The 23,295-nt window shown below is 64.5% G+C and carries 29 protein-coding genes; 14 read left to right on the plus strand and 15 right to left on the minus strand.

Annotated features, from left to right (window positions below; all coding sequences use genetic code 11):
* Positions 1-9 precede the first annotated feature (9 nt).
* The 4 genes from J2R78_RS30405 to J2R78_RS30420 form a co-directional block, all read right to left on the minus strand.
* Positions 10-306 carry a hypothetical protein gene (locus tag J2R78_RS30405; protein WP_021077922.1) on the minus strand — a complete coding sequence of 99 codons (297 nt, stop codon included), beginning with the start codon at positions 304-306 and terminating at the stop codon, positions 10-12.
* A 120-nt stretch (positions 307-426) separates the two neighbouring features.
* On the minus strand, positions 427-981 hold the full coding sequence (locus tag J2R78_RS30410; protein ID WP_028337137.1) for an inner membrane-spanning protein YciB: 555 nt from the start codon (positions 979-981) through the stop codon (positions 427-429).
* A gap of 54 nt (positions 982-1,035) precedes the next feature.
* Complete coding sequence (locus J2R78_RS30415) at positions 1,036-1,611, minus strand: hypothetical protein (RefSeq protein ID WP_253609959.1); 576 nt, start codon at positions 1,609-1,611, stop codon at positions 1,036-1,038.
* A gap of 242 nt (positions 1,612-1,853) precedes the next feature.
* Positions 1,854-3,257 carry a carotenoid oxygenase family protein gene (locus J2R78_RS30420; RefSeq protein WP_253607893.1) on the minus strand — a complete coding sequence of 468 codons (1,404 nt, stop codon included), beginning with the start codon at positions 3,255-3,257 and terminating at the stop codon, positions 1,854-1,856.
* A gap of 113 nt (positions 3,258-3,370) precedes the next feature.
* On the opposite strand from J2R78_RS30420, the gene J2R78_RS30425 reads away from it, so the two are divergent.
* Positions 3,371-4,096, plus strand: a complete 726-nt coding sequence (locus J2R78_RS30425; RefSeq protein ID WP_253607894.1) for a TetR/AcrR family transcriptional regulator — start codon at positions 3,371-3,373, stop codon at positions 4,094-4,096.
* Positions 4,097-4,274: 178 nt separating this feature from the next.
* Here the strand turns inward: J2R78_RS30425 and J2R78_RS30430 are convergent, their stop codons facing one another.
* The gene (locus tag J2R78_RS30430) at positions 4,275-4,847 is read right to left on the minus strand and encodes a hypothetical protein (protein WP_375167141.1); all 573 of its coding nucleotides are present in this window, start codon (positions 4,845-4,847) and stop codon (positions 4,275-4,277) included.
* Between the two features lie 194 nt (positions 4,848-5,041).
* Here J2R78_RS30430 and J2R78_RS30435 point away from each other — a divergent pair, with 194 nt between their 5' ends.
* Positions 5,042-5,710 carry an SET domain-containing protein gene (locus J2R78_RS30435; protein ID WP_253607896.1) on the plus strand — a complete coding sequence of 223 codons (669 nt, stop codon included), beginning with the start codon at positions 5,042-5,044 and terminating at the stop codon, positions 5,708-5,710.
* A 22-nt stretch (positions 5,711-5,732) separates the two neighbouring features.
* On the opposite strand, the gene J2R78_RS30440 is transcribed toward J2R78_RS30435, so the two are convergent.
* A complete protein-coding gene (locus J2R78_RS30440; protein WP_057018349.1) occupies positions 5,733-6,023 on the minus strand; it encodes a DUF6522 family protein in 291 nt (96 codons plus the stop codon).
* The gene (locus J2R78_RS30445; protein WP_057018350.1) at positions 6,020-6,454 is read right to left on the minus strand and encodes an Rrf2 family transcriptional regulator; all 435 of its coding nucleotides are present in this window, start codon (positions 6,452-6,454) and stop codon (positions 6,020-6,022) included. The genes J2R78_RS30440 and J2R78_RS30445 overlap by 4 nt, the downstream gene beginning before the upstream one ends.
* A gap of 83 nt (positions 6,455-6,537) precedes the next feature.
* Between J2R78_RS30445 and J2R78_RS30450 the strand changes: the two genes are divergently transcribed.
* Both J2R78_RS30450 and J2R78_RS30455 read left to right on the plus strand, forming a co-directional pair.
* Positions 6,538-6,999, plus strand: coding sequence for a group III truncated hemoglobin (locus J2R78_RS30450; RefSeq protein ID WP_253607897.1), 462 nt, complete (start codon positions 6,538-6,540; stop codon positions 6,997-6,999).
* On the plus strand, positions 6,996-7,154 hold the full coding sequence (locus J2R78_RS30455; protein WP_016844794.1) for a hypothetical protein: 159 nt from the start codon (positions 6,996-6,998) through the stop codon (positions 7,152-7,154). The genes J2R78_RS30450 and J2R78_RS30455 overlap by 4 nt, the downstream gene beginning before the upstream one ends.
* Before the next feature lie 55 nt (positions 7,155-7,209).
* Here J2R78_RS30455 and J2R78_RS30460 read toward each other — a convergent pair whose 3' ends face one another.
* On the minus strand, positions 7,210-7,608 hold the full coding sequence (locus J2R78_RS30460) for a hypothetical protein (RefSeq protein WP_157343192.1): 399 nt from the start codon (positions 7,606-7,608) through the stop codon (positions 7,210-7,212).
* Between the two features lie 32 nt (positions 7,609-7,640).
* Positions 7,641-7,865, minus strand: a complete 225-nt coding sequence (locus tag J2R78_RS30465; protein ID WP_253607898.1) for a hypothetical protein — start codon at positions 7,863-7,865, stop codon at positions 7,641-7,643.
* A 94-nt stretch (positions 7,866-7,959) separates the two neighbouring features.
* Between J2R78_RS30465 and J2R78_RS30470 the strand changes: the two genes are divergently transcribed.
* The 3 genes from J2R78_RS30470 (at position 7,960) to J2R78_RS30480 (ending at position 10,238) form a co-directional block, all read left to right on the plus strand.
* Positions 7,960-8,784 carry a helix-turn-helix domain-containing protein gene (locus J2R78_RS30470; RefSeq protein WP_038385984.1) on the plus strand — a complete coding sequence of 275 codons (825 nt, stop codon included), beginning with the start codon at positions 7,960-7,962 and terminating at the stop codon, positions 8,782-8,784.
* Positions 8,785-8,847: 63 nt separating this feature from the next.
* Positions 8,848-9,513: a DsbA family oxidoreductase gene (locus J2R78_RS30475; RefSeq protein WP_253607899.1), complete on the plus strand. Its 666-nt coding sequence runs from the start codon at positions 8,848-8,850 to the stop codon at positions 9,511-9,513.
* Between the two features lie 86 nt (positions 9,514-9,599).
* Positions 9,600-10,238, plus strand: a complete 639-nt coding sequence (locus J2R78_RS30480) for an NIPSNAP family protein (protein WP_168854961.1) — start codon at positions 9,600-9,602, stop codon at positions 10,236-10,238.
* Positions 10,239-10,516: 278 nt separating this feature from the next.
* On the opposite strand, the gene J2R78_RS30485 is transcribed toward J2R78_RS30480, so the two are convergent.
* Together J2R78_RS30485 and J2R78_RS30490 are read right to left on the minus strand one after the other, a co-directional pair.
* Entirely contained in the window at positions 10,517-11,701 is a 1,185-nt protein-coding gene (locus J2R78_RS30485; RefSeq protein ID WP_253607900.1) for a GNAT family N-acetyltransferase, read from the minus strand.
* Positions 11,702-11,872: 171 nt separating this feature from the next.
* Positions 11,873-12,325: a hypothetical protein gene (locus J2R78_RS30490; RefSeq protein ID WP_253607901.1), complete on the minus strand. Its 453-nt coding sequence runs from the start codon at positions 12,323-12,325 to the stop codon at positions 11,873-11,875.
* A 158-nt stretch (positions 12,326-12,483) separates the two neighbouring features.
* On the opposite strand from J2R78_RS30490, the gene J2R78_RS30495 reads away from it, so the two are divergent.
* From J2R78_RS30495 to J2R78_RS30505, 3 genes are all read left to right on the plus strand, one after another.
* A complete protein-coding gene (locus tag J2R78_RS30495) occupies positions 12,484-12,711 on the plus strand; it encodes a hypothetical protein (protein WP_016848541.1) in 228 nt (75 codons plus the stop codon).
* Positions 12,712-12,840: 129 nt separating this feature from the next.
* Positions 12,841-14,289, plus strand: a complete 1,449-nt coding sequence (locus J2R78_RS30500; protein ID WP_253607902.1) for a caspase family protein — start codon at positions 12,841-12,843, stop codon at positions 14,287-14,289.
* A 71-nt stretch (positions 14,290-14,360) separates the two neighbouring features.
* Positions 14,361-16,385, plus strand: coding sequence for a pyrroloquinoline quinone-dependent dehydrogenase (locus J2R78_RS30505; protein WP_253607903.1), 2,025 nt, complete (start codon positions 14,361-14,363; stop codon positions 16,383-16,385).
* 295 nt (positions 16,386-16,680) lie between these two features.
* On the opposite strand, the gene J2R78_RS30510 is transcribed toward J2R78_RS30505, so the two are convergent.
* Complete coding sequence (locus J2R78_RS30510) at positions 16,681-18,480, minus strand: adenylate/guanylate cyclase domain-containing protein (protein ID WP_253609960.1); 1,800 nt, start codon at positions 18,478-18,480, stop codon at positions 16,681-16,683.
* Between the two features lie 377 nt (positions 18,481-18,857).
* Between J2R78_RS30510 and J2R78_RS30515 the strand changes: the two genes are divergently transcribed.
* A complete protein-coding gene (locus tag J2R78_RS30515) occupies positions 18,858-19,151 on the plus strand; it encodes an HdeA/HdeB family chaperone (protein ID WP_253607904.1) in 294 nt (97 codons plus the stop codon).
* Between the two features lie 273 nt (positions 19,152-19,424).
* Here the strand turns inward: J2R78_RS30515 and J2R78_RS30520 are convergent, their stop codons facing one another.
* Both J2R78_RS30520 and J2R78_RS30525 read right to left on the minus strand, forming a co-directional pair.
* Positions 19,425-19,886, minus strand: coding sequence for a PaaI family thioesterase (locus tag J2R78_RS30520; protein WP_253607905.1), 462 nt, complete (start codon positions 19,884-19,886; stop codon positions 19,425-19,427).
* A gap of 38 nt (positions 19,887-19,924) precedes the next feature.
* Positions 19,925-21,400 carry an amidase gene (locus J2R78_RS30525; protein WP_253607906.1) on the minus strand — a complete coding sequence of 492 codons (1,476 nt, stop codon included), beginning with the start codon at positions 21,398-21,400 and terminating at the stop codon, positions 19,925-19,927.
* A gap of 218 nt (positions 21,401-21,618) precedes the next feature.
* On the opposite strand from J2R78_RS30525, the gene J2R78_RS30530 reads away from it, so the two are divergent.
* From J2R78_RS30530 to J2R78_RS30540, 3 genes are all read left to right on the plus strand, one after another.
* Entirely contained in the window at positions 21,619-21,750 is a 132-nt protein-coding gene (locus J2R78_RS30530; protein WP_253607907.1) for a peptidylprolyl isomerase, read from the plus strand.
* 177 nt (positions 21,751-21,927) lie between these two features.
* Positions 21,928-22,230 carry a hypothetical protein gene (locus tag J2R78_RS30535; protein WP_076828393.1) on the plus strand — a complete coding sequence of 101 codons (303 nt, stop codon included), beginning with the start codon at positions 21,928-21,930 and terminating at the stop codon, positions 22,228-22,230.
* A gap of 97 nt (positions 22,231-22,327) precedes the next feature.
* Positions 22,328-22,558: a hypothetical protein gene (locus J2R78_RS30540; RefSeq protein ID WP_016848527.1), complete on the plus strand. Its 231-nt coding sequence runs from the start codon at positions 22,328-22,330 to the stop codon at positions 22,556-22,558.
* 110 nt (positions 22,559-22,668) lie between these two features.
* On the opposite strand, the gene J2R78_RS30545 is transcribed toward J2R78_RS30540, so the two are convergent.
* Positions 22,669-22,872 (minus strand): hypothetical protein, encoded by a 204-nt coding sequence (locus J2R78_RS30545; protein ID WP_253609962.1) that lies wholly within the window; start codon positions 22,870-22,872, stop codon positions 22,669-22,671.
* Positions 22,873-23,295: the final 423 nt, after the last annotated feature.

The raw sequence follows: 23,295 nt of genomic DNA on the forward strand, positions 1-23,295 counted from the left end.
GTGCCGCGGTTATGCCCGCGTGCCGGTGAAGGGGAAGCTGCCCATCGGGCCGATGCCCATCTCGCCGGAGATGCCGTCGCCTGCGACCTTGCCGGTGAATTCGAGCGTCAGCGGCATCGGGTTGGTGATGGAAACCTTCCAGGCGACGTCGTCGCCGTTCACGGTGCCGTCGAAGATTTCGGTGGAGTTGCCCTCGGCGCCCTGCGTGCCGGTGAGCGTGCCGCCCGAGCTTGCCAGCGACAGCGTCGCCTTGCGCTCGCCCATCGGCGTCGTCATCGTGAGATTCCAGTTTCCGTCCACCGCCATTGATGTCTCCCCTCCAGGTGAAGCGCCTTCAAGCGAAATGGCTACCGGTTCGCGTGAAGAAAACGCTTGCGCGGGTATAGCCCATCTTGCCGCGCGCGCCTAGTTCGCGGCTTGCTGCGATCAGGCGCGGGCGGCGGCGCGCAGCCGGCTTCCGACCAGGACGCGGAAGGCGACATACTGGATCGCGAAGGCGGCGATCTTGGCGCCGACCAGCACCACCGACACGTAGAACGCCCACAGCTTCATGTCGCCGGTCGCCGCGATCGCAATGGTGCCGGCGGCGAGAATGAACATCAGCCCGGCCCAGGCGTAGCCGGCGAGGGTGGCGTATTCCGGAATTGTCTCGGTCACGATCGGCGGCAGATAGCGCAGCATCCAGCCGCGCTTGAGCATGATCGCGCCGATCGCGATGTGGCCGATGGCCGGCTTCGCCAGCACGAAGCGCGGATCGTTGGTGAAAAGCGTCGCGCCGCCGAGCACGATCACCAGCCCAAGGCTCGCCCAGGTCATGTAGCCGAGCGACTGTCCCTTGACCCGCGCATAGACCACTTGCGCGATTGCGCCCGCGATCGCAACGCCGGTGGCGATCAGGACATTGTCGGTGGCGAAATAGACCACCAGGAAGACGATGGTGGAGAGGAAGTCGCTCGCAAGCCTGGCAAATACGCTCTTCATCGTCGTGGTTTCCGTTTCCTCGGGATGATCGTGGTGATGTCGTTATGGCAGCGTCTAGCGTGAGGGCAGCGCGCCGGCCGGCGGCGTCGCGTCCTTGACCGCGCGATAGTGCGGATACCAGTGGGTAAAGCCGACCGCGGCATTGCGTGCGGCGAAGGCGATCAAGAGGCCGGTCCACAGCGGCAGCGCCGGCACGTATAGCACCGCAACGTTGCCAATCAGCATGAGCAGCATCGCGGCGGTCCAGGCGCCGGTGATCAGGTAGTTGGCATGGAGGAAGCCGGGCAGCTTCGCGGTCTCGGCATCGACCTGCTCCAGCGCATATTGCCGCGTGAAGGGACGGCCGATCATGATCGAGCCGAGCGACACCAGCAGGATGCCGGCATCGACCGCGATCTTCACCGCGGTGTTGCTCGGCGTCGCATCGACGAAGGTGAGGTAGAAGCCGATCGCGGCGAAGATGACGACCGAACCGACGCCGAGGATCTTGATGCTGCGGCCGCGCGCGACATCGAACGCGATCACGGCAAGGCAGATCAGTGCAGCACTGAGCAGGCTCACCGTGGCCGAGGTCACCAGCATCAGCATGGCGAAGGCGCCGTAGGGAGCGAGGATCAGGAAGATCGTCATGGTGAGCCTCATCGGCTTATCTTTACAATGTAAAGATACCCTAACGGTGAGCAACGGAGGCGTCAAGCGAAATCTTTACAGTGTCAAAATCGTGAGGTGGCGGAAAAATAAAAGATTTGCCAATGACATAAAGTGGCGACCGCTCGTTTTCGGTCGGCGGCGGCAAAGACGTGGATGCCCGGGACAAGCCCGGGCACGACGCGTGGAGAGGTTGGCGCACTGACGTCCGGGGTGATCGTTGGCTACTCCGCCCCCACCCAATTGCCGTGGAATCCATCGGGCACGCGGTGGCCGAGATGGACCAGCGCGGTCGGGCCCGCTTCGACATCTTGCGCGTTGAACACGGCGAGGTCGCTGCGGTTTTCGCGGGCGCGCCAGACCACCGCGAGCAGCCAGCCGTCGCCTTCCGCGGCGTCAGCGCCGCGCTCGACGAACACAGGCTCGGAGATCGTATCGCCGGCGGGCAGCAGATAGTGGCCGAGCCGCTTGCCACGGCCGTCGACATGCACGATGCCCGACAGCGCGCCGAACATCGGCAGATCGGGGTTGGCGCAGGCGTACCAGCCGTGATTGCTGGCAAATCCGGCGCGGCGATCGTCGACGCGGGGAAATTCGCCGGTGAGGTCGTCGAGATAGGTTTGCGTGAAGCGGTCGGTGTTGCCGGAGAGGTCAAAGGTCCAGCGACAATAGCGCGCGCGGTTCTTCCGAGGGTCCGTCGGCGAGCCGTCGGGATGATTGAACAGCGGCGCTTCCTCGAACTGCATCACGTCGGCGATGATGCGGTTGCCGTCTTCCCATGCGTTCATCACGTGGAAAACGTAGCAGGTCTCGGCGCGGAACCAGACGATGTCCTTTGACGCGCCGCTGCGCTTCATCACGCCGACATAGGCGCCTTTCTCCGGCTCCCAGGCGTAGGGCGCCTGTCCGCGCATCGCGCGCTGCATGCTGCCGGTGATCGGCAGGATCGGAAACAGCACATGATTCTCGGTGACGATGAAGTCGTGCACCATGCTGGCATAGGGCGCCTCGAAGCGTTCGAACCGCGTCACCACGCCGGACGAGCTCACCGCGCCGAACGACAGCGCCGGCGTCAGCGGGCCCGCGGCGTTGTAGCCGAAGAACACCATTTCGCCGGTCGCCGGATCGATCTTGGGATGCGCGGTGAAGGGGCCGGAGATCGCACCCTTGTAGTCGCAATAGCCGAGGCGATTGAGCGTGCCGGGCTCGATCTCGGTCGGCAGATGGCCTTCCTCCAGCGCGAGCAGCCGGCCGCCATGGAAGATGATGTTGGTGTTGGCGACGCCGCCGTCCGTCGTCGTGGTGGCCGGCGCATCCGGCATCTTGCGGCCGAAGCCGCCGAACAGCGCGCGGCCGGCATCGTGCTCGGCCTGCCATTTCGGCGTACGGACCCAGCGGTTGCGGTAGCTGGCGCGGCCGTTCTCGAGATGGAAGGCGTGCAGCATGCCGTCGCCGACGAACCAGTGCGCACCCGGCGCCTCGAACTGCGGATTGGGGCCGTTGCGATAGAGCGTGCCGTTCAGCTCGCGCGGCAATTCGCCCGAGATCTTCAGGAACGGCGCGTCGGCTTCGAATGGGATCGGCGCCAGATTGGTGCGCGCAGCGTTGGATGTGACCTGGTCGAGCATTCCGCATCTCCCTGCATTATGATCTTTACATCGTAAAGATATCAGTAAGGATGACGCCGCCGATCGTCAAGCAAAATCTTTACAGTGTAAAAATTGCGACCTATAAGGGCCCGATGGCAAGAATCTCCAAAGAAAACAAGGCGACTCGCCCGGCACGGGCTCCGACCCGCCGGGTTGGACGGACTGTGGCAGCTCGTCCGGTCCAACGGCGCCGCGCCAACGACACGCCGTATCATCACGGCGATCTGCATGAGGCACTGTTGAAGGCCGCCGAGCGCGTGCTCGAGCGTGATGGATTGGCGGGGCTGACATTGCGTGCGGTGGCGCGCGAGGCCGGCGTATCGCACGCCGCCCCGACGCATCATTTCGGCGATCTCACCGGTTTGCTCAGCGAACTCGCGGCGATCGGTTTCCGGCAATTTGGCCTCGCGATGGCGGCTGCGGACGCTTCGGCGGCCACGACGCCCGAGAAGGGCGTGGCGAGCGCCAAGGCTTATGTTGCCTATGCGCAGGCACATCCCGGCATGTACGGGCTGATGTTCCGCAGCGAGCGGCTCGATCATTCGCGCCCGTCGCTGCACGAGGCATCCGAGGCTTCGTTCGCAGGGCTGACCCGCGGCGTCGGCGCCAGCCGGCACGAGCAGATTTCCAAGGAGCAGCTTACGCTGGATCAGGCCGCCGCGATCGCGTCGGCCTGGTCGCTGGTGCATGGTTTCACCATGCTGCTGCTCGACGGACGCCTCAAGACGATCCTGGATCGGTCGCCCGAGGGCACATCCGCGGAAACGCTGTTGACCGCAATGCTGCGATTGTCCGCGGGCCGCTCGGCGCGGCAATAACCGGTGCTGCCCGTGGACTAGTGTCCCGAATCCGAAGTTCGCATCATTTGCCGCACCTTCGGAGCGAAGTTCGGATTCGATAAGGACACTAGCAAACTTATGATTCTAGTGTGCTTTATGAATGCGAAGTTCGTGAAAGTGGCTGCCGCGAAATCGCACGAACTTCGCATTCAGCACACTAGCGCCTCACAAGCGACGTGGTCCGGCCGCTCTGTCCGATCGTCTTCACCGTATCCGTGCCGCATTTGAAATCGCGGGCGAAATCGTCGGCGGCCTGCCGCGCCAGCGCGTTGGCGTTGGGATTGGCCGCGACGTCGACAAAGGCGACATGGCAGACATCGCCCGGCGGCAGCCGGGTCACGGCGAGCATTGCCCGCGAGACAGGACCGCCGCGCTTGTCCTGTTCGCTGTTGTCGGCGATCTGCCAGCGCTGGATGATCGCAAACGGCCTGCCGCCGGCTGCACGCCATTCGACCCTGTCGCCGGTCGAACTGAACGGGCCGAACCAGGCCTGCGCGGCCGGTTCCCTGGCGGCTGCCTCGCCGTTTCGGCCCACCGAGACCACTTCACGCAGGTCGCCCTCGTTGATCAGCACCACAAGCCCGGATTTTCCCGGACAGACCCTGGTGGTGCTGCCGTCCTCTTCGCTGGGCTTGCCGATCATGCGGCAGGCCTTCGGCGCGGTCGATGTGTAGCTGCTGCTGATCGTCTCGGAGCCGGCATGACCGGGATTTGCGCTGGCAGCCGCCATAAAGACTGTTGCAAAAGCAAGGTATTTCATCGGGGGAAACCTGCGATCCGGACGTTACTTTGTGTCTGACATATGCAATCTGGGGAAGGTTCAATAGACACGCGGGAAACACCTGACAGGCGCGCGGAATCGTCCTAGAAGGGCGGCTTCGCAACTTCTGTCGCGTGCACCTGCGTGCCGTAACCTCGATCGTCATGCCCACGATATCATCCAACAAGCCCTATCGCGTCGGCCGTTCCCGTACCGGTCTTGGCCTTTTCGCCACCAAGCCGATCAAGAAAGGCACCAAGATCATCCGTTATTTCGGGCCGTTGCTCGACTCGAAGAAGGATGAGGACGAGATCGAGAACAAATATCTGTTCGAGCTCACCAACCGCTGGACCATCGACGGCTCGATCCGCGAAAACGTCGCCCGCTACATCAACCATGCCTGCAGGCCGAACGCGGAATCCGACGTTCGCCCACGCAAGCGCAAGGTGTTCATCCGCGCCATCAAGGACATCGAGCCGGGCGACGAAATCAATTACGACTACGGAACCGACTATTTCAAAGCCTATCTGAAGCCGATCGGCTGCAAGTGCGATGCCTGCGAGAAGAAGCGCAAGAAGAAGCGCGCGGAGGCGAGGGCGGAGCGGGTGCGGCTGAAGGAAAGAGCCGAGCGGAAGGCACAGCGCAAGGCCGAGAAGCTCGCCGAGGAGCGGGCCAGGCAGCGCAAGGCGAAGAAGGCTGCCAAAGCAAACGGCAAGCTCGCCAACGGCACGGCGCTGAACGGCAGTCACCTCAATGGTCACAGCCTGATCAACACGGCGGGCAAGAAGGCTGCCTCGTCGAAGCGCGGCACCGCTCGGGCGCTGAACGCCTGATACCACGTCGCCCGAAAACGCTCTAGCCGCTCGGCCGGTGCGCCGCGCGTGGCAACGGGGAATTGCCGAAATCCAGCGTCGAGCGCTGGATGATCGTGCCGTGCTCGTCGATAACGAGACGGAAACGCTTGCTCCCCGAGAAGAATGTGAGGCGATGGCGCCCCTGATCGGCGTCGAGCCCGCGCTCCGAGCGCGTCGTGATTGCGCCCGAGCGCATCCCGGCCTGCAGCAGCGGAACCGCGATGCCGAGGCCTTCGGCGACGATGTTGGCGTCGACCTCGAACGCGCCGTCCGAGAATGTGATCGTCGTCATGATGCCCTCGCGGGATGGCGGACGGGACGCGGCAGGTAGGCGCATTCGGCGAGCGTCGTTCCGTCGAGCTCGCGCATGAAGGCCTCGCGTGCCGCCGCAAGCTTCGCCTTCAGCCGGCAGCGCGGCAGCAGCAGACAATCTCCGCCATCATCCCTGAAACATTCGACCAGCGCGCTGTCGCCTTCCAGCGCACGGACAACCTGGCCGAGGGTGATGGTCTCCGCCGGCCGTGCCAGCGAAAACCCGCCACCGGCGCCGCGCTGGGTGGCAATGAAGCCGGCGTCGGCAAGGTCGCGCACCACCTTGGCGAGGTGATTGCGGGAAATGTCGAACTCGGCCGCGATCTCGCTGGTCGCAAACGACCGGTCCGGCTCGCCGGCCAGCCGCATCAGGGCGCGGAGCGCAAAATCCGTGAACGATGTCAGGCGCATGGAAGCCCTTCGAAATCAGCACTTGGCGGATCAGCTATAGCAGGCTAAATAGGCATTTGAAATACCTATTTAGGATGTAAGCCATGACAGGAGCAGAGCGCCGCGAGCAGATCACCGCCGGGATTGTCGCGCGGACCGGGATCACCGAGGCCATGATCGAGCAGCTGGTGCACGCCTTCTACGCCAAGGTCCGCAAGGACCCGATGATCGGGCCGGTGTTCGAGACCAGGATCAGCAATTGGGAGCCGCATCTGGCGCAGATGTGCGCGTTCTGGTCCTCGGTCGCGCTGATGACCGGGCGCTATCACGGCACGCCGATGATCAAGCATATGCCACTGCCGATCGACGCCGCGCATTTCGACCGCTGGCTCGAACTGTTCGAAGCGACCGCGGCCGAGCTGTGCCCGCCTGACGCGGCGGCGCATTTCATCGATCGCGCGCGGCGCATCGCCTCGAGCCTCGAGATGGGCGTCGCCAGCGGACAGGGCGTGATGCTGGCGGTCGGCGAGCGTTACAGGCGAAGCGAAGCAGGAGCAGTGCAATGAGGAACAGGGCGAAGGCAATTGCGCGCGCCATCGACGGCGCGTGGTTTCATCAGGATCAGGCCGATCCGTTTTCCGGCAGCAGTCTGGTGCCGATGCTGATCATCGGCCTGGCGCTGACCTTTGCCGGCATGATCGTCGCGGTCGTGCTGAGCTGACGGAAACGGCCGCCGCGTTTGCCGCGACGGCCGCTCGTCACGTCCGGCATTCGATTTACGCCGCGACCGCCTCACCGCTGCGGCGCAGCCCGACATATTGCAGCTCGGCGAAAACGCCGGTGGCGATCGCCTGGGCCAGGATCACGATGGTCCCGAAGAGGTTCGGCGACACCGCGCCCGACAGCAGCAGCGCGATGCTGGCGAGCGTCCAGGCCGCGTTGCCGACGACCACCAGCATCACCAGCGGCTTCGGCACCGACATGCGCGTGCCGAGCCAGCCGACCAGCGCGGTATAAGCGATCAGGAACAGGCCGGTCTCGCGCAGCAGCGCTTCCGGCAGGCCGAGCAGCGATGCCAGCGCGCCGGCGTCGAGCACCATGGCTATGGCGGATACGCCGCTGAAGACGGCGTCGGCAAGCAAGGCGCGGCGCAGCAGCTGGGACGAATGGATCATGGCAGTGTCTCCTCTGGTTGGGATGGGGGTGGTCAGCGGAACTGCGACTGCAGCTGACGCCACAGCCGGAGCGGACACAGCGCCTTGCCGACCCTCATCTCGACCGCATAGACCTGCGCGAAGACGAACACGCCGGTCGCGTGCACGAGCGGCTGCGGCATGTTGAGCGAGCGCGCCAGCAGCCAGGTGGCCAGATGCACCAGCCACGGGAGCAGGACGGCGAGGACGCGGACAAGGGACAGCATCAGCATGGTCATCTCCTGTGTCGTCGAAGATGATCCGGCCGGCGCGCCAATTCGATTACCTCAGGCGTAATGGAACGGGCGAATTCCGCATGGTAGGTTTTGCACCATGAACGCACATGCATCCATGGCGCGGGCCGAGCCCGCCAAACCCGTCCCGATCGGCGAGCACCTGCGCGAGTGGCGGCAGCGCCGTCATCTCAGCCAGCTCGACCTTGCCGTCGATGCCGAGATCTCGGCGCGGCATTTGAGCTTCGTCGAGACCGGCCGCTCGGCGCCGTCGCGCGACATGGTCCTCAAACTGGCGGAGCGCCTCGACGTGCCCCTACGCGAACGCAACGTACTGCTGGTCGCCGCGGGTTTCGCGCCCGCATTCCCGCAACGCTCGCTGGATGATCCGGCGCTGAAATCGGCGCGCGAGGCCATCAACCTGGTGCTGAAGGCGCACGAGCCGAATCCGGCGCTGGCCTATGACCGGCACTGGAATCTGGTCTCCGCCAACCGCATGGTGGCGCCGCTGCTCGAGGGCGTGCCGCAGCGGCTGCTCGGCCAGCCCTTCAACATCCTGCGGCTTGCCTTCCACCCCGAGGGCCTCGCCCCGCGCACCGTGAACCTCGCGGAATGGGCCGCGCATCTTCTGGAGCGGCTGCATCGGCAATGCGAGGCAACGGCCGATCCGGAGCTGCTCAAGCTCTACCAGGACCTGAAGTCCTATCCGATCCCGGCGCGGTCGGCCCCGATCACCACCGACAACAACGTCGCGCTTCCCTTCAAGCTCCGCCTCAATGGCGAGATCCTGAGCTTCATCTCGACCACCATGGTGTTCGGCACGCCGGTCGACATCACGCTGCAGGAACTGGCGCTGGAGACCTTCTTCCCGGCCGATGAGCTGACCGCCGAGCGGATGCGGCAGATGGCAGCCAGTATGAAATAGCGGCTTGTCTTGGGGCGCGTTCGGCCTAACCTTGGGGTTCCATTTTCCGCCGGGAACCCCGCCATGAGCGATCTGAAGCCGCTTCGCCTCGACATCGTCTCCGACGTCGTTTGCCCCTGGTGCTATATCGGCAAGCATCGGATCGAGGATGCGCTCAAGCTGGTGCCCGATGTGCCGGTCGAGGTGCATTGGCGGCCGTTCTTCCTCAACAATTGGGTGCCGCGCGAGGGCATCAGCCGCGAGGAATATCTCACCGCCAAGTTCGGCTCGGTCGATGCCTATAAGGGCATCGCCGGCCGCGTGGTCGCGGCCGCCAATGAGGAGGGGCTCACCTACCATCCCGAGCTCGTCAAGCGGCAGCCCAACACGATCGACTGCCATCGCCTGATCCATTGGGCCGAGGCCAAGGGCAAGGCGGCCGAGATGAAGCAGCGGCTGATGGAGCTGTATTTCCGCGACGGCGGCGATCTCACCGACAGCAACGTGCTGGTGCAGGCGGCAAGCGATGTCGGGCTCGATGCCGACGACGTGCGCAAGCGTCTTGCCACCGACGAGGATGTCGCCCTGGTCTCGGCGCAGGCCCAGGAGGCCGCCGAGAAGGGTATTTCCGGCGTGCCGACCTTCGTGTTCGCGCAGAAATACGCGGTGTCCGGCGCCCAGCCGGCCGAGCAGCTCGCCCGCGCCATCCGCCAGGTCTCGGCCGAGATCAACACAGAGGCTGCGGAGTAGTCCGCAATCCCTATCGAAAGCCCGGCTCATGCCGGGCTTTTTCGTTTGCCCACATCATCCATCGGAAACAATCAGGGGAGACCACCATGATCTATGAGCTGCGCACCTATACGGTCCGTCCAGGCGCCGTCGGCGAGATGGTGAAGGCGGCGAGCACGATCTCGCGCGATATCCGCGCCGACAATTTCGGCAAGCTGGAAGGCTACTGGATCACCGAGATCGGTCCGCTCAATCAGGTCATGCACATGTGGAGCTACGCCGATCTCAACGAGCGGACGCGGCTGCGCGCCGAGCTCGCCAAGAACCCGCGCTGGACCGGCGAGTATATTCCGGTGATCCGTCCGCTGCTGGTGCGGCAGGAGGTGCGGCTGCTCAATGCAATCATCCCGCCGGTGGCGCCGGCGACATCAGGCAACATCTACGAATTCCGCAACTACCGCGCCAAGCCGGTCGGCGGCGCCAAGCAATGGCTCGATCTGATCACCGGCGTGATGCCGGAGCGCGAGAAATACTCCAAGATCGTCGGTCTCTGGACCACCGAAGCCGGGCAGCCCAACGAGGTCTGCCACATCTGGGCCTATCCCGATCTCAACGCCCGCGCCGCCGCACGCGGCAATGCGATGAAGGATCCGGCCTGGCTGGAATTTTTGAGCAAGGGCACGCAGGTGCTCGAGGAGATGCACTCGACCATCATGCTGCCGGCACCGCACTCGCCGTTGCAGTAAGGGCAGGCGCTGGTCGCGCCGCGTTTCCCAATGATGCGCCGAGCGCGAGACAGAGAGGCCGCCGGTTGAGGCGGCCTTTTCGTTTGCCGTCAGGACGTCGCGAGCGCCGGCAAAAAGCCCCATCCGATGTTTCCATCAGATGAGGCTTTCGAAGCAAGGGCGCGCGCCGTCTGAGAACCAGCGCGCCGCAACGCTAGTCGGGCCAGCTGACACCAACCTGACGGCAGCAGTCACTTGTTTCCCGATGTGTCTGCATGCCTACGAAAGGGTAAACCGCATTATTCGGGCTTGCCGCGCCGGCTGCGGATGAAGCGGACGGCGCCGCGCGCCCCTTCGTAGGCGAAGTTGTTCAGGGTCAGCGCGGCGTGAATGGCCGGCACCAGCGGATCGCGGCGCCGCAGCGGCAGCAAGACGTCGCCGATCGCGAAGCGGCCGCGCCAGATCGGGTCGATCATGGGGTGGCCGGGCGCCGCGGTGGAATCGGCCGAATTGATCGCGGGATCGGCGCAGAGATGGCGCGTCAGCTCCAGCGTCAACTGCGTGCCGGGCGAATGTTTCGCAAAGCGCTCGTCGACGCCGATCTTGAAGAAGAAGGCGCGGTCCTGGTGGCGCACCACGATGCCGCCCGCGACCGGCGTGTCGCCCGCATGCAGCGTGATGATCTCGCAGCGGCCGGCTTCGGCCATTGCCGACGTCGCGCGGCGGATGAAGGCCGCATCGCCGGCATGCTGGCTCAGCGCCGTGCCGCGCTTTCCCTTCCAGCCACCGGCTTCGAGGACAAGGAAAGTCTCGAGCGCCGTCGCAACCTCGCGCGGCGTGCAGGCGACATCGAAGCGCACCGCGCCGTGGTCGGACAGGCGATGATGCTGGCGGCGCAGCTCCTTCAGCTTCTTGGGCCCGAGCGCGTCGCGCAACAATTCGTCGGCATCGCGCGTCGCATCCAACTGGGCGCGCTGATAGGCGCTCACTATGCGCGGCTGCAACCCGTCTCGGGCCAGCACCGCGCGGATCGCCGCCATGGCCGGGCCCTCGAGCGACATGGTGCGCAGGATCAGCGCATGCGCGCCCGCATTGCGCGCCTGCCGCAGCATCTTGCCCACCGCTTCCTCGGCGGCGTCGCGGTCGAGCAGCGGCGTGCACAGCGTGCCATAAGGTTCGGCGCCGACCAAAGCGGGCAGGGGAATCCGGTAGATCCGCCGCATCGGAACGACCGGCAACAGCCCGATCAGTTGCCCGGCATCGCCGGCGGCGCTGAGCAGCGCCGCGCCGGTGCGGCCGCGCGCGGAGGCATCGACCGCCAATTCCCAGTCCGCCTGATAGTAGCCATTGGCCTCGATCGCGCGCGCGGCAAGCGCGCGCCATGCATTGAGCGGCGTGGCCGACAACGGCGGCAAGGTGCGATCGTCCGTGGCATCCTTGCGCGATGCACGGTGGATCATTGCCTGGTCAGCAATATCGGCCACGTCCCTGTTTCCCCAGTCCGCGAGGCTGATTGGCCTTGCGTTCGTCAGGGCAACGCTAGTGGAAAGAAATGGAAAATGCCGTTGAGGCCACCGCGCAATTTGAACGGTCGTGTTAACGGGCCGTTCAGCATACCGGTGCGCGGCGGCCCGGCCGGGTCGCCGGCTCAAGCGCTAGGGTTTGGCGCTCCGTTGCGCTTCCGCCGCAACGGTGCTCTCGACCGGTTCGTAAGTCTCCGTCACGCAATTGTCGTCGGCCCCGACCTGCCGGCGATCGAAGATCGAGCCTTCATTGATGAAGACGCGATAGGTCTGCGTCCCCAGCGGCTTGCCGATCACCGATGTCAGTTCGGCGCGCACGCAGGCGGTCCAGCCGGTGCCGCGCGGGTCGTGCAGCGGGGCGGAGACCCGCACATGGGTCGGCTGTGAACCGGCCGTGAACACCGAATCCAGCTTGCCCGCGACCAGCCGTTTGACGTCCGGAGGCATCTCGAGCGGCGCCGGCTCGGCGGCCTTGACCTTCAAGGCCTCCGGCCACACGGCGTGGCTGTCCGCCAGCCCGCAGCCACTCAATATTAAGGCGACGCCGGCCAGCAGCGCCGCCAGATGTACTTGTCCCTGTCCCATTCAGCGCATTTAATGTGCCGCCGTCAGGATTGCGCCCCCTGGTGGCGCTGAATTCGCATCAGGCGGCGCTTTGTCGATCAACAAATGTCGAGCGACAAGTTATCGTTGGGGTAGAGGTATTACCGGATGTTGCTGCGGCGGCGGGGAGACAGACTGACATGAAACGCTTCACGGTTGCTGCCGTCATTCTGGCGCTGCTCGCGACACCCACCCTGGCCCAGGGCCGGCGCGGGGGCGGTGGAGGCGATACGAAGACGGAGCAGAAGCCCAAGGTCGACGAGAAGGCCTACAAGGCCGCGCTCGATCGGATCCCCGAGCCCAAGGAGAAATACGATCCCTGGGGTGTCACCAAGCCGGCAGCGGATCCGGCCAAGAAGCCGAAATAGCCGGCCTCACCAGGTCTCGGCGGCCATTCGACATTCGACCGGCGTCGGTCGGCAGCACATTTGCCGCAAGGCATGAACCTTGGCCTGACGGCCTCCGACCCATCTTCGATGTCATTGTCGGAGGTCGCCATGCTTCGCCGTTCGCTCCTCAGCCTGATCGTTCCGGCAGCGATCCTGCTCGGCGCCGTGCCGGCGTCGGCGGAAAACCGGCTGGCGCTGGTGATCGGGCAGTCGGCCTACAAGTCGGTGCCCGCGCTGCCGAATCCGGCCAACGACGCCAAGGCTGTGTCGCAAATGCTGACCGATGCCGGATTTGCGGTGACGGCCGCATCGGACCTGTCGCAGGACGAGATGCGCGCACGGCTCAGCGATTTCGCTGGCCAGGTGGCGGCGAAAGGCGCCGATACCGTGGCGCTGGTGTTCTATGCCGGGCATGGCCTGCAGATCGACGGCGAGAACTATCTGGTGCCGGTCGATGTCGATCCGAAGCGCGAGGCTGATATCCCGATCCAGGCGGTTCGGCTCAACGACGTCCTGAATACGCTCACCTCAGTTCCGAGTCGGATGCGCATCGTGCTGCTCGATGCCTGCCGCAACAATCCATTCCCGGAACTCAGCAAGACCGCGGGGCATGGGCTCGCCATCGTCGATGCCAGGGTCGGCGCGCCCGGCACGTTTGTCTCGTTCTCGACCTCGCCGGGAGCGGAAGCCGAGGACGGCAGCGGCGCCAACAGCCCCTACACCACCGCGTTGCTGGCCTCGGCCAAGGAGCCGGGTATCCCGATCGAGGACACCTTCAAGCGCGTTCGCCTGGCGGTGAACAAGGCAACTGACGGCCGCCAGACGCCGTGGGACTCGTCCTCGCTCACCGACGACTTCCGTTTCATGGCGGGTGCTGCGGCGTCGCCCGCAGTGACGCCGCCGCCGGCCGCGGCCAAACGCACCGTCGACGAATGGAAGCGCGAATTGCAGGGCAAGCCGATCGAGGCCGCGAATGAACTGATGGTGATCGATGGCTCCGACGAATCCTATGAGGCCTTCGCCGCGATCTTCGCCGGCACGCCGCGCGGCCTGCAGGCGCGCGACTGGCTCGACCGGCATCGCCGCATGCTAGCGTGGAATAACGCGATCCTCATCAACACGGCGGCGGCCTATCGCGGCTTCCTCGCGCAATATCCTGACACCGACCTGACAGCGACCGCGCGCAAGATGATCGAACGGCTGCGCTACCGTCCCGATCCGGCGCCCGCCGTCGCGCTCAGCGTGCCCGCGACCAGCGTCGCGCTGGCGGCACCGACCTGTCCCTGCAACGCGGCGCCGCCGCAACAGCCGCTGCAGCAGAGGGCCAACGTGCCGGTGAAAAAGCGTGCCGATCCCGATCCGCCGCGGCGCGCGGGCAAGCGCCCGCAGCGCGTCGTCGTTGAGGACGACGTCGTGGTGGTGCGCCGTCCGCCTCCAACCGTGGTCTACGAGCCTGCCGGACCGCCGATCGGAATCGGAATCGGGATCGGCATCGGCGGCGGCGGTGGTGGTTATCGCGGTAACTACGGCGGCGGCTATCGCCGGGGTGGATACTGACGCGACGATCGCGTAAATGCTTTCCCGCATGAGATGCGGCGCCCGGTGATCGCATCCTGGGGGAGGACGCGATGCGGTCGCTGTTTTGCCTGCTTGCCGCGCTGCTGCTGTGTGGTCAGCCGGCGCGCGCCTGGGAGTATTGGGGCGGCGACCGCGGCGGACAACGCTTCTCGCCGCTGACGCAGATCACATCAGACAATGTCGGCAAGCTGCTGCGCGGCTGGGAATTCCGCACCGGCGATCTCGATACTCGCCCGCCCGAGGTCATGAAGCGCACCAAGTTCGAGGTGACGCCGCTGTTCGTCGAGGACAGCCTGATCCTCTGCACGCCGTTCAACGAAGTGATCGCGCTCGATCCCGGCACCGGTGCGCAGAAATGGCGTTTCGATCCGAAGATCAGCATGGCGCAACGGCCGGCCAATCGCTTTGTCTGCCGCGGCGTCGCGTACTGGACGGATGATCGCGCGGCGGAAGGCGCCGCCTGCAAGTCACGCATCTTCACCGGCACCAACGACAGGCGCCTGATCGCGCTCGACGCCAGAACCGGCAAGCCTTGCGCCGATTTCGGCAACGGTGGCGAGATCAAGATCGACGTTGGCATGAAGCTGGAATGGCCGGGCGAGTTTCAGATCACGTCGGCGCCGGTGACGGGACGCGGCGTGGTCGTGGTGGGGTCCGCGATCGGCGACAACCGGCGGGTCGACGCGCCGCTCGGCGCGGTGCGCGCCTTCGATGCGCGAACCGGCCAGCCGCGCTGGAGCTTCGATCCGCTCGTGCATAATGGCGTCGAGGCCGGCCACAGCAATGTCTGGGCGCCGATGTCGGTCGACGAGGAGCGCGGCCTGGTGTTCCTGCCGACGACATCGCCCAGTCCGGACTTCTGGGGCGGCAAGCGCGCCGGCAATGACGAGCACGCCAATTCCGTGGTCGCGCTGCGGATCGAGACCGGCGAACTCGCATGGGCATTCCAGACCGTGCATCACGACGTCTGGGACTACGACCTGCCGGCGCAGCCGACGCTGGCGCGGATCGACACCGGCGATGGTCAGCGCGACGTCGTGATCCAGCCGACCAAGCAGGGCTTTGTGTTCGTGCTCGATCGCGACACCGGCAAGCCGGTGTGGCCGGTCGAGGAGCGCGCGGTGCCGCAGAACGGTGCCGAGGGCGAGAGGCTGTCGCCGACGCAGCCGTTCCCGACCCATGTGCCGCCGCTGCTGACGCAGCGGATGACGGCCGACGATGTCGACGGCCTGCTGCCGGGCACCGGGAGCTCGGCTTGCGAGACGCTGCTCGCGCAATCCCGTAATGAGGGCCTTTACACGCCGCCGTCGACGCAAGGCACCGTGATCTATCCGATGACAGGCGGCGGGGTGAACTGGGGCGGCGCGGCGTTCGATCCGGTCAATCAGCTCCTCTACGCCAATGTCAGTCATGCGGCGCACATCGTCACACTGATTCCGCGCGACCAGGCCAAGGGCTTCAATCCGCCGCCGGGTCATGAATTCGGCCAGCAGGAAGGGGCGCCGTTCGCGATGTCGCGGGCGCTGGCGAAGTCGGCGGTCGGGTCGCCCTGCAACAAGCCGCCATGGGGCGAGACGGTGGCGGTCGATCTCAAGGCCGGCAAGATCCTCTGGCATTCGTCGGTCGGCACCAGCGAGGATCTCGCGCCGCTCGGCATCGCGCTCAATACCGGCACGCCGCTGGTCAACGGCGTCGCGATCACCGCGGGCGGCCTGGTGTTCACCGGCGCGATGGATGCCTATCTGCGCGCGTTCGATGCCAGGTCGGGAAAGCAGCTGTGGCTCGGCCGGCTTCCGGTGCCGGGCGTCGCCAATCCGATGACCTATCTCTGGAAGGGCGAGCAGTACGTCGTGATCGGCGCCGGCGGCCATTCCGAAGCCGGCACCTCAATCGGCGATAGCGTGGTGGCGTTTCGCCTGCCGCGCCAGGGCGAGGATGCTTCGCTGTGGACCCGCCTGATCGATCGTCCCGGCGGGCGGTTCACCGCCAAGGCTGTGGCCGGCGGTCTTGTGCTCGTCGCCATCGTCGCGCTGTTGTGGCGCTGGCGGCGGAGCCGTCGCTCGCGATCCGCTTAGGTGCGGCCTGCCGCAGGCGCGCCGCCAAAATATCGAAAACAACCCCATGCAAAGGAGCCAGCGGCTGCCGGCGTTCGAAACGCAACGTTCGAAACGCAACGTTCGAAACGCAACTTGACACGTCGGGCAAATCAGGGCTATATTTCCACTATTCCGAAATTGTGCAAGCATCGCCTCGCTCCGCTAAAGCGCGATGAATTCAGGTTCTTCGCCGCCTCTGACTGGTCCGGTATTGGGTGCAGTCCGGACTTCTCATCAACGATCCTCGACCGCCGCATTTGACCCATCTCCGACATCATCCCTCCGGCACCCCGGCTACGCGCATGCCCTCGCAAAGGCGCTCTTGTCCCGCGAGATAAATAGGATTGTCGCTTATCTTGGCGGCGCGCAAGCGGCGGATCGTAAAGCCTGGGTTGAGCGCAAATCCCGCTTTCGCAGCAGTTCGCGCCTCATCCAGCGCGCCGAGCAAGCCCAAGGCAGCGGCGAGCGAAAAATGGGCAAGAGGATGAGTGCGGTTGGCCTCAATGCTTCGTCGCAGCCAACTGACCGCTTCGGCATCCGCACCGAGCTGTAGCTTTGCAGTGCCCACAAAACGCATCAACCGGTTGGCAACGAGATCGCGAGGGGACAGACGGAGAGCCTCGAGTACATGGCCTTCAGTCTCGGTAGGACAACCCATATAGAGTTTGGCTAAACCGATAACGCCATGAGCATAAGCCAAATTGCGATCAAGTGCTAATGCCTGCTCGCATTCGGTAATCCCTTGCGCGGCGCGGTTTGTGTTAATGTAGACGAGTGCGAGTATCAGACGGGCCGCGGCAATGTTGGGAGCTAGTGAAAGTGCTTTGATCGCGTTCGCTTCGGCTGCCGAAAGAAGCGCGGCTCGCTCGTCCGTTAGCAGGTCGGCTCCCACTGTCAGATCGACGTTTGCCATGCCGATCAACGCCCAAATCGCTCCGGCCCCTCGGGGATCGATCACCAAAGCACGCTCAAAAAAGCCGCGCGCCCGGGTCGCGTGTTCAAGGGTCGGCCCGTTGTAGAAGCAGGCAGTACCCTGAAAGAACAGGTCTATTGCGTCGGGGTGCAGCAACCGCTCCGCCTTTCGTGCCTCGACTACAAAGAGCTGGACACCTAACGAGTTGGCGAGCCTTGATACGATTTCGTCCTGCATATCGAAAAGATCGGCGACAGGTTTTTCGAAGCGCTCGGCCCAAAGATGTTTGCGGCTTTCTGCATCGGTGAGCTGCACGTTCACTCGAAGCCGCTTGCCGCTGAGCTGCATGGAACCTCCAAGCACGTACCGGACGTTCAACTCGCGGCCGACTTGCCGTACGTCGATTGCTTTGCCCTTGTACGAGAACGCGCTGTTCCGGGCGATTACGAACAAGCCACTGATGCGCGACAAGTCTGTCGTTAAGTTCTCGGTTACACCGTCGACGAAATAGTCCTGTTCAGGATCGCCGCTGAGGTTGGCGAATGGCAGCACAACGATGGAAAGACGAGGCGGTGAAAGCGCGCTCGATTCCGTGCGGTGAGATCGTGTCGTTGGGCCGGATTCATCCCACGTCACGGCATAGGTCCGGACCGGGCGGGTGATGTTTTTGAAGTTTTGATCGCCCAAATCGACGAACTCAACGCCGACCTTGCCTCGCACTTGATCGTAGGCAGAAGACGAGATGCAGATGCCGCCCGGCTCTGCGAAACCTTCAAGCCGCGCCGCGATGTTAACGCCGTCCCCGAATATGTCATGGGCCTCGACGATTACGTCGCCGATGTTGACTCCCACGCGGAAGGCAACGCGCCTTTCTTTCTTCTCTTGGATTGTTAGTTCCTTGATGTGGGTCTGAAACTGTATGGCGGCTCGGACAGCCTCAACTGAGCTTGTAAACTCCGCCAAGAACCCATCGCCAGTGTTCTTCACGATACGTCCGCCGTGTTCAGCGATTGCTGGCACAACAGCGTCCGCCAGGAGCGCTGTCAATTTGGCGTGTGTCGTCTCCTCGTCATCGTGCATGAGCCGCGAATAGCCAGCCACATCGGCGGCTAATATCGCCGACAACCTCCGCTCGACAGGGAATGGCCGCTCCTGCACCATGGCTCTCAACCCAACCGACGAGATATTGTACGACGGATCGGGAGATCGGGCTACACTGCTAATATCGCCTGATGGCCTCGAGCGGACATTCACCGCAGCATCGCCGATGTCGGCTTTTGAGAGCGACACCGACCTCGCTATCCCCGCTCGCATACACTGGATTCTCGACTACACGCCCTGTTCTCATCACGCTTTAGCGCGGCGCCGTCACAAATCAGAAACACGAATTCTCAATCCGTGCACTGAAGCGACGTGCAGGCAAACTTGCGCGATGCCGTGCTTGCGTTCGATGTAACGCATCGCTTACGGGTCGCGGGCGGACACGCTGGCTTTCCCAGCGACCGGTTCATTCCAGATCATTGCCCATGGAGATTGCGATGAAGATCACTGCCTCGATCATGCTTGCCGCCGCGCTCGCGCTGTCGTCGGCACCGGCCAGCGCGGCCGTGCTCGATCTCTCGACCATGACCTGCAAGCAGTTCGTCGACGGCGGCGACGACACCATCAAGATGGTGCTGGTGTGGATGGACGGCTGGTACAAGGGCGATTCCGACGAAGCGATCATCGACACCGACGTGTTCACCGAGAACGCCAAGAAGTTCGGCACCTATTGCGGAAAGAACCCGACGATCAGCATCGTTAATGCGGCGGAGGCCGTGCTCGGCAAGTAAATCTTGCAGCGTGATTAGCCTGAACCCTCATGGTGAGGAGCGCGGAACGCGCGTCTCGACGGAATTGGTTTACTCAGCTTGCTCAGTGTCATCACCCGCGCATGCGGGTGATCCAGTATTCCAGAGACGGTCGTGCTTGAGCCGATAGGCCGCGGCGTACTGGGTCGCCCGGTCGAGCCGGGCGACGACAACAGTAGATGCGGACAAAGCCTCACATCTCTCAGGATGACGGTGAGGCAGCGTAGTTCATTCCACGCGCGTCGCCTCAGCGTCCTATCCCGGCAGCATCGCGAACGCGCTCGACACCATCGCCACCGGCTTGTTGTCGGTGGCGGAAGATAGCGTGACGCGACCGAAGCTCATGGTGCGGCCGAGCCGGACCACGCGAGCGTCGGCCAGCACGTCGGACGCCGTCACCGCGCGCATGAAATGCGTGGTCTGGTCGACCGTCGTCATCGGCCGGTAGCCCTTGTTGGCCGCGAGGTTGGCGAGCACCATCGCGGTGTCGGCGAACGCCATCAGCGCCTGGCCGCAGACGATGCCGCCATTGCGGCACAACCGCTCGGAAAACGGCATGCGCAGGATGGCGCCGGGCTGCCAGTCGGCATCGCCGGCAGGCGGCGTGATGTCGAACTGCTCGATCGACAGATTGAGGTCCTGCACCCATGGCGCAAAGACGTCGCCGAGCACGCGTTTCGCGTCGTCGATCCCGAATTCCTCGGCTTGCTGCTGCATGACGTCCCGTTCCCTCTGTTGATGCTATCTATCTTGTTCTAGTTGCGCGTGACATGCACGGCCGGCGTGTTGCCCGCATTCCACTTGCCGTCGATCGCCCGTTCGATCTGGGCGGCGAGCTGCAGCAACAGCCCGTCACTCGCTTGCTTTCCGATCGCCTGAATGCCGAGCGGCAGGCCGTGCTCGTTGGTCGCGAGCGGCAGCGAGATCGCGGGGATGCCGCAGAGATTGGCGAGCGGCGTGAAGGCGAAGTTGCGCCAGAGATTGCCGAACCAGTCCAGCACCGACGGATTGTCGCTGATGGTGAGATATTCCGTGGTGCCGACCTTCGGCGTCGGCAGTGCCGTGATCGGCGTCAGGATGATGTCCCAGTCCTCGAAGAAGGCGCCGAAGCCGCGCGAGGTGGTGTTGAAGACGGCCTGCATGCGTGCGCGATCGGCGAAGCTGAAGTCGCGGCCATGCTCCCAGATGCGGATGTTGATCGGCTCGATCAGCTCCGCCGGCGGCCGCTCGAGGCCGCGCGCGGCGAGCATGTTGCCGATCACGACGGCGAAATTGCTGATGTAGCAGGTGGTCTGCGCCGCGAAGGCTTCCCGATAGTCGATCGCCGGCAGTGCGTAATCGACCTGATGGCCGAGGCCTTCGAGGAAACGTCCGACCCGCTCGAGCTCGGCTGTGATGTGCGGCGTCGCGCGATAGTCGCCCCATGTGTGCGACAGCGCGATTCTGAGCCGGCCGGGATCACGCGCGATCATCGCGGCATATGGCTCGGGCGAGGTCCAGAACGGCATGAACTCGCCGGGCGCAGGTCCCCGGCAGGCATCGACGAAGCCAGCGGTGTCGCGCACCGTGCGCGACTGGCAGCCCTGGATCGAGACCAGCCCGGTGAGATCGGACAGATGCGGCGCGAGCGAGAACACGCCGCGCGAGACTTTCAGGCCGATATTGCCGTTGACCCCGGCGGGAATGCGGATCGAGCCGCCGCCGTCGGTCGCATGCGCGATCGGCACCGCACCGGCGGCGACCATCGCCGCGCTGCCTGCCGACGAGCCGCAGGTGGTGTAGTCGGTGTTCCAGGGATTGCGCGTGACATAGACCGCGGGATTTTCCGCCGAGCTGCAGACCCCGAACTCCGGCGTCGTGGTGCGGCCGATCAGATTGAGGCCGGCCTTGCGCATCTTCGCCGTCAGGAAGGTATCCGCCGCGGCGCGATTGCCGCGCATCATCAGCGAGCCCATCTCCTGCAGCCGTCCCTTCAAGGTCGGGCCGAGGTCCTTCATCAGGAAGGGCAGGCCGGCGAACGGGCCGTCGAGGTCGGCGCCGTCGCGTGCCGGATCGGCGATCACATCGTCGAACAGCTCGACGACGCCGCAGAGCGCGGGATCGACCTTGGCGACGGCGCTGGCTGCCTGCGACGCCAGCTCACGGGGCGTCAGCTCGCCGTTCCGGACGCGCTCCGCGAGCGCCGTCCCGTCGTGCTGCGTCCACTCGTCCCAGCTCATCGCCAAAGTCATTTGATCGATTCCTTTTCTGCTTTGTTGCGCAGTGTAATTTGCGCGGCCGCCCGGTCAAACCAGTGCGCGCCGGCAGCCCGTCCGACGCGCGCTTGCGCTCCGACGCGCACTGCGCTGCGCTCCGACGCGCACTGCGCTGCGCTGCAAGCGCCGTGCCCGGCTTGAAAATGCCCCAGTTTCGGCGCCCAGTCGCCTGCTCGCGAGTGGTGGGGGCGTACATGTTCCGCAGGTTGGTGGTGCTCGGCGGCGTGGTTGCGATCGGACTTGCGCTCAGCGGTTGCACGCGCTGCGGTCCGATCTGGGACGACTGGATGCAGTCGCCGAAATCCTGCAAGTCAGACCATCTCTAGGGGCATGATCCGGAAAAGTGGAAACCGGTTTTCCGAAAAAGATCATGCTCAAACAAAGAGATGAGATCATGATGCGATTCCGTGGAAACGCATCATGATCCAGGGCCGGGGCGGGCGCGCTTGGCGGCGGCTTTCTTGCGGTGATATACCGCCGACGAAAACGCAGGGAGTGTTCTTATGAGAGTTTTGAGCGCAGTTGCGGTTGCGGTGCTGCTGTCGGCGCCGGCCTATGCGCAGATGCCGAACGTCAACCTGATGCCTGAGGTCAAGACCAGGACCCAGGAGGAGAAGGAGCAGGACGCGGTCAGGGACAAGGCCTACAAGGACTCGCTCAGCAAGATTCCCGATGCCAAGGGATCGTCCGATCCCTGGGGCGTCGTGCGCAGCGATCCGCCGAAAGCGGCCGCCCATCCCGCCAAGCCGAAGACCAAGACCGGAAGCTCGGCGCAGCCGGGAAGCGCCGCGCCGCGCAGCCAGTAACGCCCATTCGGAGCGACGTCGTCCGTCTCCCGCAGACTCGGATTCTCCCGCCGCCGCCCCTATATTGGGGTGTCGTCAGTTGGTCCGGAGTTGCGGAATGGTGTCTCGTCCGCGCGATCTCGCCAGCCGGATGGCCGAGCGGCGAAAGCCGGACGACGGCTATCTGCGCGAGACCTTCAGCCTGCCACGCGATCAGGCCCGCGTGAGGGCGCGTGACTTTCTCAAGCGCTACCCGAAGGCGGCCTATATGAGCGCCGTCGAGAGCTGGCGCGAGCTTCCCGGCGGCGACATCGAGTTCACGATGCGGCGGCTGGCCAGCGCGGATTGAAGCGTTTTCGAGCGAAGCGGGCGCCGGTTCGTGTGTTCTAATTTTAATTAGAACCGAAGCTCTGCAGGCCAGCGCGTCAGGGCACCGGGGCGTGCACGATAGACTGTGCCTCAGTCCCCATTGCTGCCGCGGGTCCGTTTCCGCCCCAGATTGTTCAGCTCGCGATCAATCCGCAGTTGCACGCGGCGGATTGCCAGAAGATCGAGCTTTGCTTCGGTCTTGCCCGTGAAGACGCGATCGCCGATCTGGAAGCGCCATTTCCAGACGCCGGCCATCAGCTGAGTGACGCTGAACTCGATGCCCCTGTGGATCATCTGTAACGGTTCCGCGAATGAAGGGCGGTCGTCGATATTTAAACCATTAGTTGTAGTAATGATCAGCACCCGTGAAAAGATCGTGTGAAAGGCCGCGCCCGTTCGAGCCGTTGTTGTGGATTCCGGAAAGGATTCGTCCGCCGGCAGCGTCGCCACGGAACGGTCGCCAGCAATGTTGGCTGCCCAGCGCCGCGCAATTCGCGTTGGTTGGGCAGGCCAATCTTACGAACACTGGCGGAACCTGAGTCTTCCGTCGAACGCTACGGAGTTTTTCCAGGGCTCAGGAGGGGTACGAAGGTAGTATGCAGATTGTGCCAGCCGTTATCGGACGCCGTCGAGCCTGTCAGGTTAACCTGTTGATTATCAGGGGAACTTCGGGCGCGAAGCATGTCGCATGGCCCGGAACTTTGTTCTTGGCCGGAG

This window comes from Bradyrhizobium sp. USDA 4538 (assembly GCF_024171045.1).
GTDB lineage: Bacteria > Pseudomonadota > Alphaproteobacteria > Rhizobiales > Xanthobacteraceae > Bradyrhizobium > Bradyrhizobium australafricanum.